Raw genomic sequence first — 15203 nt, forward strand, 5'->3', positions numbered from 1 at the left:
GTGGTCCCTGGGAGGTTTCACGGTCATGGGCGCATCCGCACATCCGCCGGCCGGCACTGTCGCGCCCGTCACCGGCCGCCGGGAACGCACCGGCTGGTACTTCTACGACTGGGCCAACTCGGCGTTCTCCACCACCGTCATCACGGTGTTCCTGGGGCCGTTCCTGACCTCGGTCGCCGAGCAGGCCGCCGGGTGCGCGCTGGGCGCCGACGAGTGCTCGGGGCGGGTGCATCCGCTGGGCATCAGCGTCGCCGCCGGGTCCTACTTTCCGTACCTGGTGTCGCTGTCGGTGCTGCTGACGGTGTTCGTGCTGCCCGTGATGGGCGCTGTCGCCGACCGGGCCGAGCGCAAGAAGCCGCTGCTGGCCGCCGCGGCGTTCACCGGCGCCGGCGCGACGGTGGCGATGGCGTTCGTGACCGGCGAGCGCTATCTGCTGGGCGGGGCGCTGTTCATCGTCGCGAACGTGGCGTTCGGCGCGTCGGTGGTGGTGTACAACTCGTTCCTGCCGCGGCTGGCCGGCCCCGACGAGCGGGACAAGGTGTCCAGCCGTGGCTGGGCGCTGGGCTACCTGGGCGGCGGGGTGTTGCTGCTGCTGAACCTGGTGGTCGTGATGGTGCTCAGCGTCGAGGGTGACGACCGGCGCACCCTGGACCTGGCCCGCTGGTGCATCGTGTCGGCCGGGGTGTGGTGGGCGGTGTTCACGCTGCTGCCGCTGCGGTGGCTGCGCGAGCACCCCGGCACGGCCGCCAGCGGGGCGCGCGGCAACGTGCTCACCGACGGGTTCCGGCAGCTGGGGCACACGGTGCGCAGCTTGAAGGCGTACCCGTTGACGTTGTTCTTCCTGGCCGCGTTCCTGGTCTACAACGACGGCATCCAGACGGTGATCGCGCTGGCCAGCCAGTTCGGCACCGAGGAGCTGAAGCTGGGGCAGAGCACGCTGATCATCACCATCCTCATCGTGCAGTTCCTCGCGTTCGGCGGCGCGCTGCTGCTGGGCGCGCTGGCCGCGCGGATCGGCGCGCGCCGCACGGTGCTGTTCGCGCTGGCGATGTGGCTGCTGGTGATCCTGGCCGCGTTCTGGCTGCCCGAGGGCGAGCCGGTGCCGTTCATGCTGCTGGGCGTGGGGATCGGCTTGGTGATGGGCGGCAGCCAGGCGCTGAGCCGCTCGTTGTTCAGCCAGCTGATCCCGGAGGGCCGCGAGGGCGAGTACTACGGCTTCTACGAGATCAGCGACAAGGGCACGAGCTGGCTGGGGCCGCTGGCGTTCGGGCTGGTGTTCCAGCTGACCGACAGTTACCGGGTGGGCATCGTGTCGCTGGTGGTGTTCTTCGTCGCCGGTGGCATCCTGCTGGCGATGGTGCCGATGCGCCGGGCCATCGTGGCCGCGGGCAACACGCCCCCGCGGCTGCTGTGAGCGGACAGGGAGCGGCACGGGTGGACATCACGATCGACGCGGCGTCGCCGGTGCCGCCGTACGAGCAGGTCCGGTTGCGGATCGCGGCGCTGGCCGCCGACGGGGTCCTGGCGGCGGGCACCCGGCTGCCGCCGGTGCGGGCGCTGGCCGCGCAGCTGGGCCTGGCGGTGAACACGGTGGCCCGCGCCTACCGGGAGCTGGAGCAGGCCGGGCTGGTGGAGACCCACGGCCGGGCGGGCACGCTGATCACGCCGGCGGCGGCCGGGACGCCGGTCGCGGCCCGGGAGGCGGCCCAACGGTACGCGGACGAGACAAAGTCCCTCGGACTGACACCGCAGGCGGCGTTGGCGCTGGTCGAGGCCGTTCTCCGGCATCCGGGCTGACCGTCGGGGCCGGGCCGGCCCGGTTCAGGTGGTGGTGACGGTGATCGCGCCGGACGGGCACATCACGACCGCGCGCTGCAGCAGCTCCGGGTCCTCGCCGTCGGGATGCTCGTCGAGGACCACGACCACGCCGTCGTCGTCCTGGTCGAAGACGCGGGCCAGGGTCATGACGCAGTTGCCGGCGCCGATGCAGACGTCGCGATCGGCGCGTACGTGCGCGCTCACCAGGTCACCGGCAGTTCGGCGAGGCCGTACACGATGGACATGTCGCGTTTGGGCAGCTGGGCGGGGTCGGCCGCGAGGCTGAGGCCGGGCAGGCGGCGGGCCAGGCGGGTGAGGGCGATGCGCAGTTCCGCCCGGGCCAGGGGCTGGCCGATGCACTGGTGCACGCCGAAGCCGAACGCCAGGTGCTGGTGCGCCTGCCGGTACGGGTCGAACCCGTCGGCGTCGTCGAACACGTCGTCGTCGCGGTTGGCCAGCGACAGCAGGGCGGTGGCCGGTTCGCCGGCGCGGATGAGCCGCCCGCCGATCTGCACGTCGCGGATCGCCTGGCGGGGCAGGCCGGTGCGCACGATCGTCAGGTAGCGCAGCAGCTCCTCGACGAGGGTGTCGGCTTCCGCGTCGCCGCCGTCGCGCAGCCGCTGCCACACGGCGGGCCGTTGCAGCAGCAGGAGCACGCTGAGCCCGATCATGTTGGCGGTGGTCTCGTGCCCGGCGATGAGCAGCAGCAGCGCCATGCCGATGAGCTCGCCGATCTCCAGTTCGCCGGTGCGCACCCGGTCGCTGACGAGCCGGCCGAGCAGGTCGTCGCCCGGGTTGCCGCTGGTGCGCTTGGTCTCGATGAGCCCGCCGAGGTAGGCGCGCAGGCTGGTGGCCGCGTCGCGCACGGCGAGCGGGTCGGCGCTCTGGTCCAGCATGATGGCGCTGCGCTGCTGGAAGAACGCGTGGTCGCTGTACGGCACGCCGAGCAGGTGGCAGATCACCAGCGACGGCACCGGCAGCGCGAAGGTGGCCACGAGGTCGGCGGGAGGCCCGGCGGCGACGAGCGCGTCGAGGGCGCCGTCGACCACGTCGCCGATGTGCGGTTCGATCCGCCGTACATTCTTGATCATGAATTCGGCGGTGAGCATCCGCCGCAGCCGCAGGTGCTCCTCGCCGTCCATGCGGATGAATCCGCCGCGGCGGTTCTGCGGGGTCGCCGGCGGCGGGGTGCGCAGCAGCGGGAAGCCGGGCCGGGTCATGTCGGCGCTGAACGCGTCGGAGCGCAGCATCTGCTTGACGTCGGCGTGCCGGGTGACCAGCCAGGTCCAGCCGCCGGTGGGCAGGCGTACCCGGGTGACGGGCCCGTCGAGGCGGCGCCGGTCGGCCGCGGTCACCGGGGTGAACGGGTCGTCGTCGGGGCTGCGGAACGGGAACAGGGGGAGGCGGTCGGTCAGCACATCGGCCACAGCGGCGCTCCTGAAGTTGCGGGGCGTACTGGTTCGCAAGCGCTACGTTATCGCCGGATCGGGCATAGGACAACGAATGTCGATGAATCTCCTCGCCCGGGTCACCTGTGCCGCGCGTGGCCCCGGATGACGAGGATGTGCCACAGGTATTTGAGGAGCTGCAGCACGTCGGCGTGGTCACCGAACGCGGCGAGTTCGCCCGTACGGTGGCCGGCCGCGCCGATCACCGCCGCGTCGATCGGGCCCGGCCCCAGGGCGCGGGCGAGGCGGGCGGCGTCGCGGCCGCGCAGCCGTTCGTCGAACGCGCCGGCGTCCAGAACGAAGCCGGGGTGCCACTCCAACGGGGCGATCGTGGCCAGGTGCGCCGCGGTGGGCGTACCGGCGAACGCGGGGTCGCAGACCACGGCCTCGACGTCGGCGGCCAGGTCGACGCCGCCGTGCACCTGCGCCTCGACGTAGTCGTCGAGGGTGCGCCCGGCACTGGTGCGCGGGCCGGTCAGCGCGGCGACCCACTGCGGCGCCGCCGCGGCGTTGAGGCCCAGCGCCTGCCCGGTGCGCTCCACCTGCTCGAGCAGCGCCGCCCAGATCCCGCCGAACGCGTCGGCGGTGCCCACGATCTGCGGTTCGGTGACGCTGTCGCCGTGACTGAACGTGGCCCGTTCGGCGACGTGGGCGCGCAGCCGCAGGTGGCAGCTGCCGAACCGGGGCGCCGCCCCGTCGGGGTGCCCGGCCAGGTTCAGCGCGCCGTACACGGGCCGGCCGGCGCCGGACCGGCTCGGGTACGCGCCGGCGAACAGGCGCTGCTCCCACCGGTCCCGGTCTCCGCCCGGGTACGCGGTGAGCCCGCCGTTGGAGATGCCGGTCTCGAACTGGCTGCGGTAGACACCCTCGGCGGCCAGGTGCTCGGCGACCGTACGCCCGTCGCGCAGCAGCCGGTCGGGGTGGAAGTTGACGGTGATCCGCGCGCCCGGCACGGGCACCCGGCCGGCGGCGCCGAGCGCCCGCACGTGCGCGAGGGCCCGGGCCGCCTGCGGGTTCACTTCGCGTCGATGACGCCGGTCGCCAGCAGCACCATCAGCAGCGCGCCGAGCACCAGCCGGTAGCCGATGAAGATCGAGTACGAGTGCCGGGCGATGAACTTGAGCAGCCACGAGACGGCGAACCAGCCGACGATGAAGCTGACCACCGTGGCGGTGATGGTGGCCGGCCAGCCGACGCCGCCGTTGGCGGTGGAGATGCCGTCGTACTCCTGGACGGTCTGCAGGACGGTCGCGCCGAGCAGCGCCGGGATGCTCAGGAAGAACGACAACTTCGTCACAGTCACCCGATCGAAGTCGCGCAGCAGGCCCGCGGTCATCGTCGCGCCCGAGCGGGACACGCCGGGGATCAGCGCCAGGCACTGCACCGTACCGATGATCAGGGTGTCCTTCCAGGTGACGTCCTCCTGGTGGCGCACCTGGGTGGCGGCGTGGTCGGCGAACCACATCACGCCGCTGTAGAGGATCAGCGCGCCGGCGACGAACCACAGGCTGCGCAGCGTGGTCTCGATGGTGTCCTGGAACAGCAGCCCGATGATGCCGATCGGGATCGAGCCCAGGATGACCGCCCAGCCGAACCGGTAGTCGGCGTTGCCGCGCTGTTCGCTGCTGAACACGCCGCGGAACCACGCCGCGATGATCCGGATCAGGTCGTGGCGCAGGAAGATCACCGTGGCCAGCACCGCGCCGGACTGGATGATCGCCGTGAACGCCGTGATGTCCGGCGCGTCGATCCGGTAGCCGAGCAGTTTCTCCAGGATGGTCAGGTGGCCCGTGCTGGAGATGGGCAGGAACTCGGTGAAGCCCTCCACCGCGCCCAGCAGCACCGCTTCGAAGATGTTCAACCCAACCCCGTCTCGAGATCGACAGCCTGACCGCGGTCGAGGATAGGGGGTCGCTCAGCCGCCGCTGCGGCGGACCCGCGCCGCGGCGATGGTGTACGCCGGGTCACGGTCCAGGTTGTGCCGGTCGCGGTCGTAGCGGCGGGTCGTGCGCGGGTCGGCGTGCCCCATCGCGTCCTGCACGTCCTCCAGCGGCACCCCTTCCGCGCGGGCCGTGGTGGCGAACGCGTGCCGCAGCGAGTGCGGCGACAACCGCTCCCAGCCCGGGATGCCGGCCTGGTGTGCGAGCCGGCGCACGAGCCGGAACACCGCGTGCCGGTCCAGCCGGGCGCCGGACGCGGTGACCAGCAGCGGCCCGTCGAGCCGGTCCGCGGTGGTGGCCTCGGCGGCGGCGCGCTGCGCCAGATAGGCGTCCAGGGTGGCCGCCGCGTACGGGGTCAGCGCCCGCCGCCGCGGCTTGCCGCCCTTGCCGATGAACCGCACGCTGCGGTGCCCGCGTTCCACACCGACGTCGGCCACGTCCAGGCCGACCAGCTCCCCCACGCGCAGCCCCAGATCGGCCAGCAACGCGATCGCGGCGTGGTTGCGGGCCGCCGCCGCGCCGGTGCCGGCCTGCGCGGCGGCCAGCACCGCGTCGACCTCCTCCGGGCTCAGCCCGACGGTGGCCGAGTGGTCGCGGGACACGTACGGCCGGTCCGCGCCGGCCACCGGGTTCGCGTCGACCGCGCGCAGCTTGACGAGGAAGTCGTACCAGCTGGACAGCCCGGACAGCTTGCGCGCGACGGTCGCCGGGGCCAGCTCCGCCGCCTCCAGGCCGCGCGCGTACGCGTTGACGTCCAGGAACGACGCCCGTAGCGGGTCGACGTCGCGCCCGGCGCACCAGGCCAGCCACGCGGCCACGTCACGCCGGTACGCGTCGCGGGTGTGCGCGGACAACCGCCGGTTCTGCAGCCACGCCTCGGTGACCTGCTCGGCGCTGCCACCGACGGCGACCGTCCCGCCGCTCTGCCGGGGTACCAGGGACATGCCGTCATGATCTCAGCCGGTGTGCACCCGGGCGTGCTCGACATGCCAGGTGCGGGTGTGCCCGATCGCGTCGGCGAACCACCGGTCGTGCGTGACCGTCACCAGCGTCCCCCGGTACGCGCGCAGCGCCTCCTCCACCACGTCGAGCGCGTCGAAGTCCAGATAGTTCGTCGGCTCGTCCAGCAGCAGCACCCGCGCCGGGCTGTTCACCATCACCGCCAGCAGCAGCCGCCGCAGCTCCCCCGCCGACAGGCTGCGCACCGCAGCACCCCACTGGTCGGGCCCGAACTGGTGCCCGGCGAGCAGGGCCTCCGCCTCGTCGGCGTACACCGGCACCCGGGAGCGGAAGAACTCCACGACCGTGGCGCCGGTACGCAGCCCCGCATCGGTCTGCGGCAGCACCGCCACCGGTAGCGCCGCCTGCGCCTGCAGCTCCCGCAGCAGCGTGGTCTTGCCGGCCCCGTTGCGCCCGGTGATCAGGATCCGGTCGCCGCGGCGCACGTCCAGGTCCACACTGTCGAGGACCACCCGCTCACCCCACTTCACGGTCAGGTCCCGGACGGTGATCAGCGGCTCGCCCGCCTCGGCGTCGTCGTCCGGGAACGCCAGGGTCAGCGGCGGCCGGGTCCGCGGCTCGCTGATCCAGCGCACCGACTCCATCTGCCGGCGCAGCCGCCGCTCGCGGACCTTAGCCTTGCGGGCCACCTTGCGGGCGATGCGGCGCAGGTGCGGCGCCTCCACACCGGAACGCACCGTGGTCTCCACGAACAGCGACTGCGCCTTGGTGCGCTCGATGTCGTCCTGCCAGCGGCGGCGGTCCTTCTCCTGCGCCTCGTAGTCGAGCAGCAGCTTCTGCCAGCGGCGTGTCTTCTCCTGCCGGTACGCGCCGTACCCGCCGCCGGGGTAGTCCTGCGGCTCGTCGTGGATGCCGTCGAGCTCGATGATGTGGGCGACGGTGGTGTCCAGGAACGCCCGGTCGTGGCTGACCGCGAGGACCGCGCCGGCGTATCCGGCCAGCCACTGCGCCAGCCACGCGGCGCCCTCGGCGTCGAGGTGGTTGGTGGGCTCGTCGAGCAGCAGCACGTCCGGCTCGTCCAGCAGCGCCCGGGCCAGCAGCAGCCGCGCCTGTTCCCCGCCGCTGACCTCGTCCAGCGGCCGTTCGTCGGCCAGGTGCGCGATGTCCAGGCGCAGCCGCACCTCGTCCAGCCGGGACTCGGCGGTCCACCCGCGCAGGGCGCTCCACCGCTCCTGCGTGTCGCCGTACGCGGCCAGCACGTCGCGGCCCTGCGCCAGCTCGCGTTCCAGGTGGCGCATCCGGGCGGTCACCTCGGCGAGCTCGCCCAGCCCGCCGCTCAGGAACGCGCCGACGGTGTCGTGACCGGCGGCGACCTGCTGCGGCACGTACCCGACCCGGGTGCCGGGGCCACGCACGACCGTGCCGGACGACGGGGGCAGCTCCCCGGCGAGCACCCGCAGCAGGGTGGTCTTGCCGGCCCCGTTGGGGCCGACCACGCCGACCCGGTCGCCGGCGCCGAGGACCAGGTCGAGACCGGCGAACAGCGGATCGCCGTCGTGGGTGCAGCTGAGAGAGACGGCTTTGAGCACGGAGTCCTCCGCGGACGATCGGATACCGACAGGGGTACGGCGACCCACGCGCTCGCGGACGGTCAGCGGCGCAGCACGGGTCGGGTCGGTATCACACGGAAGCGTCGGCTCCTTCGCGGCTCGGCGGTGCTCGGCCACCACCCTGCCCGGGACCGGACCGGACCGCAACCACATTTCCAATAGTACGGTTGACGGTATATTCAGTTGCCCGTACTGTGCTGGGCATGCAGGAGCCCACCTTCCTCATCCTCACCGCGCTGGCCGCGCAACCACTGCACGGCTACGCCATCATCCGAAGCGTCACCGAGCTGTCCCACGGCGACGTCAACCTGCGCCCCGGCACCCTCTACGGCGCCCTCGACCGCCTCGCCGAACAAGGCCTCGTCGAGGTCGACCACGAAGAAGCCGTCGAGGGACGGCTGCGCCGCTACTACCGGCTCAGCGACAGCGGCGCGGGGGCGCTCGCCGCGCAAGCCGAACGGCTGCGCCGCAACGCCGCCACCGCCGAGACCGAGCTGGGCCGCCGCGGCGGCATCGTGCCCGGCCTGTCCTTCACCGCGGGCGCCGCATGACCACCACCGAATGGCCCCAGGCCGACGCCCGCCTCGAACGCGCCTACCACCGGCTGCTGCGCACCTACCCCCGCCGGTTCCGCGCCCGGCACGGGGCCGAACTCGTCACCACCCTGCTCGAGATGGCCGCCCCCGGCCAGCGCCGGCCGACCCGCGCCGACGCGCTGCACCTGCTCGCCGGCGGCCTGCGGCACCGCTTCCGGCTGCCCGCCCGCCGCCCGCTCGCCCTCGTCGCCGCCGTGCTGATCACCCTCATCGGCGGCGCGTTCGGGGCCGCCGCGGGCTCCTGGACCGCCACGCAGACCTTCGCCGACCTGCCGCAGCCACGAGCGCTGCTCGACCTCGCCGGCGGCGGCACCGACGACTGGTGGACCATCCACGACCGCTCACCCTGGACCGCGGCCATGACGATGGCCGACAGCGCCGACGTGCCCCACTGGGACGCCGAAGCGGCCCGCCGCCGCTACGCCGCCGCCGGATGGGACGTCGGCCCGCTCACCGACCCCGGCGGCTCCGCCTTCACCACCGACGCCGGCGGCGCCACCGTGCCCGCGCCGCTGACCTCGTACCGCTTCGACGCCACCCGCGACGGCGTGCACACCGAGGTCAGCGGCCACTTCACCGGCGAACACGGCATGGTCGGCGTCACCGCGTGGGCCGTACCGACACCCGCGCACCTGCCCCTGATCGCAGCCGGCGCCGCGCTCGGGCTGCTCGCCGGATGGCTGCTGGCCGCAGCGCTCACGTACCGCATCGCGCACAGCGCCCGGCCCCGCACCGCCACCGCCCTGACCGCTGCGGCACTGGCAGCGCTCACGCTGCCCACCGTCGCCCTGTACGGCAACGTCATGCGCGCCTTCCGCTACGCCGGCGGCGACGGCGTCGCGTTCACCGTGCACAGCGCGTTCAACCCCGGTCCGTACTACCCGTTCGGACCGGGATGGCAGATCCTCGCCTACACCATCGGCGGGCTGCTGCTCGGCACCCTGGCGGCCACCGTCGCCCGCCCCGGACCCGCACCCCAGCCGGCCACCGCGCCCTGACCGAGACGCGACAGGCCGCCACCGGGACCTCGGTGGCGGCCTGTCGCGTCGCTCGTACGGCTCAGGCGGCGTACGCCATCGCCTTGTTCACACCGTGCGCGTCGGTCACGGCCAGCCGCGACGCCATCGTCGAGCGGCTCGCGATCTGCGCCGCGTACGCCGCCCGGCGCCGCGCCACACACCCGTCGCCCTTCGCCGCCGCCGCGTCCTGCTGCTCCATGTGCCGGCCCAGACCGTCACGCAGCAGCGCCAACGCCTCCGTCCGCAGCTGCGACACCCGCGACTCGGTCACACCCAGCTCCGCCGCCACCTCCGACAGCGGCCGCTCCTGCAGGAACGACGCCTCCACCACGAACCGCAGCCGCTCCGGCAGCACCGCCACCGCGTCGTGCAGGTAGCCGATGCGCTCGCGGTGCAGCAGCATCTCCTCCGGGTTCAGCGCCGACTCCGTCACCATGTCCTCGGCCGTGCCCGCCGCGAAACCCTGCAGCGACAGCACCGCCGCGCGCTGCACGTCGTCGTCCACCGACGCCAGCTCCGACACACCCACACCCAGCAGCTCCGCCAGCTCCGTCGGGGTCGGCGTACGCCCCAGCTGCGCCGTCAGCTCCTGCCGGGCCACATCGGCCCGCCGCGCCCGCGCCCGCACCGAGCGGCTCGCCCAGTCCATGCTGCGCAGCTCGTCCAGCAGCGCGCCCCGCACCCGCACCGCCGCGAACCGGCCGAACGGGATGCCACGCTTCGCGTCGTACGCCTGCGCCGCCGTCACCAGCGCCGCGTACCCGGCCGACGCCAGGTCGTCACGGTGCACGTGCGCGGGAACCTTGAACAGCATCTCCCGGACCAGGTGACCCACCAGCGGCATGTTCTCGCGAATCAGGCTCTCCAGCTCACGGCTGACGGTCTTCGGCGCGGTCGCTGCGGACATCGTGTGTTCCCCCTCGTTTCCCGTCTCCCGGTGACGGCTCACCGGCTGACAGGGGGAACTTTTCGTTGCGCAGGGTGCAGAGAACGGTCACCCACGGTTGCCGATCGGTTGTAACGGCAAAAACGCTAAAGTGTCAGCAGCCACCCGTTGTCCAGCGCCAGCCGCACCGCCTCCGCCCGCGTCCGCGCGCCGGTCTTCCCGATCGCCGACGACAGGTGATTGCGCACCGTCCCCTCCGACAGGTGCAGCTCACGGGCGATGTCCGCCACCGTCCCGCCCTCACGCGCCGACCGCAGCACCTGCGTCTCCCGCTCGGTCAACGGCGAATCCCCGTACGCCAGCGACTGCGCCGCCAACCCCGGATCCACCACCCGCAACCCCTCGTGCACCCGCCGCACCGCATCCGCCAGCTGCCGCGCCGGTGTGTCCTTCACGATGAAGCCGCTCGCCCCCGCCGCCATCGCCTGCCGCAGATAACCCGCCCGCCCGAACGTCGTCACCATCAACACCCGGCACCCCGGCACCACCCGATGCACCTCCCGGGCCGCAGCCACCCCGTCCAACCCGGGCATCTCCACATCCAGCAACGCCACATCCACCGCATGCGCCCGCACCGCAGCCACCACCTCGTCGCCGCGGCCCACCTCGGCCACCACGCTCAGATCCGGCTCCATGTCCAGCAACGCCGCCATCGCCCCCCGCACCAGCGCCTGATCGTCGGCCAGCAACACCCGGATCACCGAACCTCCACCCGTACCCGGAAACCCGGCCCGTCCCCGCGCCGGCCCACCACCAACCGCGCCCCCGCCGCCTCCGCCCGGCGCCGCAACCCCGCCAGACCCTGCCCGTCCGGCGCCGGCGGCCCACCACCCGGCCCGTCGTCCACGATCTCCACACTCTGCGGCGCCAGCCGCACCACACACCGGCTCGCCCCGCTGTGCCGCACGACGTTCGTCACCGCCTCCCGGATCGTCCACGCGAACAACTCCCGCAACCGCGTCGGCACCTCATCGGCCGCGCCCGGCAACTCCGCCGCCACATGCGCCGCCGCCAACGCCTCCCGCGCCGCAGCGATCTCCCCCGGCAACGAGATCCCCCGCACCCCCATCGCCGTCGCCCGCACATCCGACAACGCGTCGCGCGCCAGCACCTCCAGATCCCGCAGCTCCCGCCGCGCCCGCTCCACATCCACATCCAGCAACCGCTGCGCCAACTCCGCCTTCACCGTCACCACCGTCAGCGAATGCCCCAGGATGTCGTGCAGATCCGACGCGATCCGCGCCCGCTCCTGCTGCACCGCCATGTCCGCCAACTCCTCCTGAGCCACCAGCAACCGGGCCTGCCGCTCCCCCGCCAGCCGCAACCCCCACACCGCCGCCGAACCCAGCAGCACCGCCAGCCCGTACCCGTCGTCCTCCCAGCCCGGCACCCGCCACGCCAGCAGCTCCGCCGCCACCGCCAGCCCCGCCGCGAACGGCGCCGCCTGCCCCAACGGCAACGACGCCATCGCCGTCGCCGCCACGAACACCAGACACGTCAGCGCATGAAACCCCGCACCCGGCACCTGCAGCACCGTCAACGTCAACAGCGCCAGCAGCCCCGCCCACACCCGCACCGAACCGTGCAGCCGCGCCACCCGCGACCCCGCCCGGCTGAACCAGCGCACCATCGCCAGATACAGCGCCGCGAACCCGGCGAGCGCCGCCACGCCCACGTCCCGCTGCCAGTCATTGCCCCGCGCCGTCAGCGCCGACAGGTTCTCACCCAGGTAGAACAGCCACACCGCGGCGAACACCCAGCCGAAACGCCCCCGCGAACCCGCCACCGCCCCGCGCGCAAGCGCACCCGGCGACCCCGCGCCGGCACCGCCGCCGCTCACACCCGCGCCGTGTCCCGCCGGAACCGCCACACCGCGCCCGCCGTGAACACCGACGTCCACACCAGCACGTTCAACCCCGCCAGCCACAGATTCCCCTCCCGCACCAGCGGATACCGGGCGATCTCCCCGACCCCGTACACCGGAGTGAACTTCGCCAGCGTCGCAAAAGTCGACCCCATCAGATCCAGCGGCACGAACAAACCGCCCGCGAACGCCAGCACCGCCAGCACCGGCCCCAGAATCTGCATCACGTTCTCACTGGGCAGCAGATAACCCATGAACAACCCGAACGCCGCGAACACCAGCGCACACAACCACGCCAGCACCCCGCACTCCACCCACGCCGCCGCCGGCAACCGCGCCCCCGCGACCGCACCCACCGCGAACGCCACCGCCACCGACACCGCCCCGATGATCATCGCCAGAACCAGCTTCACCGCCACGTACGCCACCGGCCGCAACGGCGTCAACCGCAACTGCCGGCTCCACCCCGCCGCCCGCTCCACCGACACCATCGCCCCACCGCTCGTGGTCGCCAGCATCGCCCCGTACACCGCCATGCTCACCAGCACGAACCCCGTCACGTTCCCGCCGCCCACCCGCTGCGTCCGGTACGACTCGCTCGTGCCGAACAACAGGAAGAACACCGCCGGCATCACAAACGTGAAAATCACCGTGCGCCGGTTCCGCACCAATCGGCGCAACTCCAGCCGGACCATCCCCCACGAAAACCCGCCCAGCCGGGGCAACCCGCGCTCCCGCACCACCGCAGCCACCGTCACCGCACACCCCCCACAGCCTCATCCGCCGTCGCCGCCTCATCCGCCGTCAAAGCCAGGAACGCCTGCTCCAGATTCCGCGACGTGATCTCCAAATCCCGCGCCGGCGTCGCCGCCAACAAGAACCGCGCCACCGCATCCGAATCCCGCCCGTGCACGAACACCGAATCCCCGCGCACCTCCACCGAATCCACCCCCGGCAACCCGGCCAGCGCACCCTCATCCGCACCCGGCCACGTCGCCCGCACCGTACGACCCGACGCCATCGCCTTCACCTGCGCCGCCGTACCATCCGCCACCACCCGGCCCCGCCGCACGAACACCACCCGATCCGCGTACGCATCCGCCTCCTCCAAGTAATGCGTCGCGAACACCACCGTGCGCCCCGACCGCGCGTCCTCCCGAATCGCCGACCAGAACTCGTGCCGGCCACCCACATCCATCCCCGTCGTCGGCTCATCCAGGACCAGCAACTCCGGATCCGGCAACAACGCCATCGCGAACCGCAACCGCTGCTGCTGCCCACCCGAACACTTACCGACCAACCGGCCCCCGATGTCCGCGATCCCCGCCCGCTCCAGCACCTCAGCCACCTGCGACCGCGGCCGCCCGAACAACACCGCCGTCAACCGCACCGTCTCCTCGACCGTGTAGTCCTTCAACAACCCGCCGGTCTGCATCACCGCCGACACCAGCCCCAACGCCACCGCCTCCCGCGGCGACCGCCCGTACACCCGCACCGACCCCCGCGTCGGCGCCGACAACCCCAGCACCAGATCCACCGTGCTGGTCTTGCCCGCCCCGTTCGGACCCAGCAACGCCACCACCTCACCCGCGCCGATCCGCAGACTCACCCCGTCCACCGCGGCGACATCCCCGAACCGCTTCACCACCGCATCCAGCTCCACCGCCGGAACCCCCGACCCGCGAGCCACACCCTCACCCACCGCAGCGACCGTCATGCCACCCACCCTCACCCCACCGCACCCCACCCGGGCAGCACACCCGTCACGACCCACCCATGACATCCGTCAGGGGTCCATCGGACGACCGGCCGCTCCCCCCGCCCGCCCGCCACCTCCACACTGGACCCGACACCACCGGCCACCCGGTGCGGTCCGGCACGACCGCACCGGGCCCGCGGTGGGTCACGCGGTGACCCACCGCGGCCCCGCCTTTCCGCCGACAGCGAGAACCCCTTCCCACCCGGGTACGACACCGGCATCGTCGAGCCATGAACCTGCTCGTCCTCGGCGGAACCGGCTTCGTCGGCCGCACCGTCATCGACCACGCCCGCGCCCGCGGCCACCACATCACCGTCCTCAACCGCGGCCACCGACCCCCGCCACCCGGCGTCACCGCCCGCACCGGCGACCGCACCGAACCCGGCGGGCTCACCGCCCTCGGCACCGGCACCTGGGACCTCGTCGTCGACACCTGGTCCGGCACCCCGCGCGCCGTCCGCGACGCCGCCACCTTCCTCAGCGGCCGCGCCGGGCACTACACGTACGTCTCCAGCCGCAGCGTGTACGCCGACACCACCGACCTCCCCCTCACCGAACAGTCACCCACCGTCCACGCCACACCCGACGACACCGGCGACACCGACTACGCCCGCTGCAAACGCGGCGCCGAGATGGCCGCCGACCACCACTTCGACGGCCCCGTCCTGCACGCCCGCGCCGGACTCGTCCTCGGCCCCCACGAGGACGTCGGCCGCCTGCCCTGGTGGCTGCACCGCCTCGCCACCGGCGGACCCACCCTCGCGCCCGGCCCCCGCGACCTCGGCATCCAGTACATCGACGCCCGCGACCTCGCCGACTTCCTGCTCGACGCCGCCACCGACGGGCGCAGCGGCCCCTACACCGTCGTCAGCCCCGAAGGCCACGCCACGATGGGCGACCTGTTGGAGCTCGGCACCGCCGTCACCGGCGGCCACGCCCAGCTGCGGTGGACCGACCCGGAACCCATCCTCGCCGCAGGTGTACAGCCGTGGACGGAGCTGCCGATCTGGCTGCCACCCGGACACCTGCACGATCTGCTGCACCGCGGCGACGTGAGCAAGGCCCTCGCCGCGGGTCTGCGCGTACGCCCGCTCCGCGACACCGTCGCCGACACCTGGGCCTGGCTGCGCAGCCTCGACGGCCCGCCCCCGCAGCGGCCGGACCGTCCCCGGGCCGGCCTGGACCCGGTTCGGGAAGCCGCCCTGCTCACCTGATTTTCAGCGGGTCGTCGAATTCCTTTTTG

The 15203-nt window shown here is 73.1% G+C and carries 16 protein-coding genes; 5 read left to right on the forward strand and 11 right to left on the reverse strand.

Features of this window, described 5'->3' with window-relative positions:
• Positions 1–25 precede the first annotated feature (25 nt).
• Both AB0K03_RS17825 and AB0K03_RS17830 read left to right on the forward strand, forming a co-directional pair.
• Positions 26–1414 carry an MFS transporter gene (locus tag AB0K03_RS17825; protein ID WP_364685745.1) on the forward strand — a complete coding sequence of 463 codons (1389 nt, stop codon included), beginning with the start codon at positions 26–28 and terminating at the stop codon, positions 1412–1414.
• 20 nt (positions 1415–1434) lie between these two features.
• Positions 1435–1797 carry a GntR family transcriptional regulator gene (locus AB0K03_RS17830; protein WP_364685748.1) on the forward strand — a complete coding sequence of 121 codons (363 nt, stop codon included), beginning with the start codon at positions 1435–1437 and terminating at the stop codon, positions 1795–1797.
• Between the two features lie 24 nt (positions 1798–1821).
• Here AB0K03_RS17830 and AB0K03_RS17835 read toward each other — a convergent pair whose 3' ends face one another.
• From AB0K03_RS17835 to AB0K03_RS17860, 6 genes are all read right to left on the reverse strand, one after another.
• A complete protein-coding gene (locus AB0K03_RS17835; RefSeq protein WP_364685751.1) occupies positions 1822–2022 on the reverse strand; it encodes a (4Fe-4S)-binding protein in 201 nt (66 codons plus the stop codon).
• Complete coding sequence (locus AB0K03_RS17840) at positions 2019–3245, reverse strand: cytochrome P450 (RefSeq protein WP_364685754.1); 1227 nt, start codon at positions 3243–3245, stop codon at positions 2019–2021. The genes AB0K03_RS17835 and AB0K03_RS17840 overlap by 4 nt, the downstream gene beginning before the upstream one ends.
• 101 nt (positions 3246–3346) lie before the next feature.
• A complete protein-coding gene (locus AB0K03_RS17845) occupies positions 3347–4285 on the reverse strand; it encodes a DUF3626 domain-containing protein (protein WP_364685757.1) in 939 nt (312 codons plus the stop codon).
• On the reverse strand, positions 4282–5127 hold the full coding sequence (locus AB0K03_RS17850) for an undecaprenyl-diphosphate phosphatase (protein WP_364685759.1): 846 nt from the start codon (positions 5125–5127) through the stop codon (positions 4282–4284). Before AB0K03_RS17850 ends, AB0K03_RS17845 begins: the two co-directional genes overlap by 4 nt.
• 54 nt (positions 5128–5181) lie before the next feature.
• Positions 5182–6150 carry a tyrosine-type recombinase/integrase gene (locus AB0K03_RS17855; RefSeq protein ID WP_364685762.1) on the reverse strand — a complete coding sequence of 323 codons (969 nt, stop codon included), beginning with the start codon at positions 6148–6150 and terminating at the stop codon, positions 5182–5184.
• Positions 6151–6162: 12 nt separating this feature from the next.
• Entirely contained in the window at positions 6163–7755 is a 1593-nt protein-coding gene (locus AB0K03_RS17860) for an ABC-F family ATP-binding cassette domain-containing protein (protein WP_364685765.1), read from the reverse strand.
• A 224-nt stretch (positions 7756–7979) separates the two neighbouring features.
• Between AB0K03_RS17860 and AB0K03_RS17865 the strand changes: the two genes are divergently transcribed.
• Positions 7980–8327 carry a PadR family transcriptional regulator gene (locus tag AB0K03_RS17865; RefSeq protein WP_364685768.1) on the forward strand — a complete coding sequence of 116 codons (348 nt, stop codon included), beginning with the start codon at positions 7980–7982 and terminating at the stop codon, positions 8325–8327.
• The gene (locus AB0K03_RS17870; protein WP_364685771.1) at positions 8324–9370 is read left to right on the forward strand and encodes a hypothetical protein; all 1047 of its coding nucleotides are present in this window, start codon (positions 8324–8326) and stop codon (positions 9368–9370) included. Before AB0K03_RS17865 ends, AB0K03_RS17870 begins: the two co-directional genes overlap by 4 nt.
• Before the next feature lie 61 nt (positions 9371–9431).
• Here AB0K03_RS17870 and AB0K03_RS17875 read toward each other — a convergent pair whose 3' ends face one another.
• The 5 genes from AB0K03_RS17875 to AB0K03_RS17895 form a co-directional block, all read right to left on the reverse strand.
• Entirely contained in the window at positions 9432–10298 is an 867-nt protein-coding gene (locus tag AB0K03_RS17875) for a sigma-70 family RNA polymerase sigma factor (RefSeq protein ID WP_364685774.1), read from the reverse strand.
• Positions 10299–10423: 125 nt separating this feature from the next.
• On the reverse strand, positions 10424–11038 hold the full coding sequence (locus tag AB0K03_RS17880) for a response regulator transcription factor (protein WP_364685777.1): 615 nt from the start codon (positions 11036–11038) through the stop codon (positions 10424–10426).
• Complete coding sequence (locus tag AB0K03_RS17885; protein WP_364685780.1) at positions 11035–12123, reverse strand: histidine kinase; 1089 nt, start codon at positions 12121–12123, stop codon at positions 11035–11037. Before AB0K03_RS17885 ends, AB0K03_RS17880 begins: the two co-directional genes overlap by 4 nt.
• 50 nt (positions 12124–12173) lie before the next feature.
• Positions 12174–12959 (reverse strand): ABC transporter permease, encoded by a 786-nt coding sequence (locus AB0K03_RS17890; RefSeq protein ID WP_364685783.1) that lies wholly within the window; start codon positions 12957–12959, stop codon positions 12174–12176.
• Entirely contained in the window at positions 12956–13918 is a 963-nt protein-coding gene (locus tag AB0K03_RS17895) for an ABC transporter ATP-binding protein (RefSeq protein ID WP_364685786.1), read from the reverse strand. The genes AB0K03_RS17890 and AB0K03_RS17895 overlap by 4 nt, the downstream gene beginning before the upstream one ends.
• A 272-nt stretch (positions 13919–14190) precedes the next feature.
• Between AB0K03_RS17895 and AB0K03_RS17900 the strand changes: the two genes are divergently transcribed.
• Positions 14191–15174 carry an NAD-dependent epimerase/dehydratase family protein gene (locus tag AB0K03_RS17900; protein ID WP_364685789.1) on the forward strand — a complete coding sequence of 328 codons (984 nt, stop codon included), beginning with the start codon at positions 14191–14193 and terminating at the stop codon, positions 15172–15174.
• The last annotated feature ends 29 nt before the right edge of the window (positions 15175–15203 follow it).

Origin of the sequence: Actinoplanes sp. NPDC049316, from assembly GCF_040677315.1 — a bacterium.
GTDB lineage: Bacteria > Actinomycetota > Actinomycetes > Mycobacteriales > Micromonosporaceae > Actinoplanes.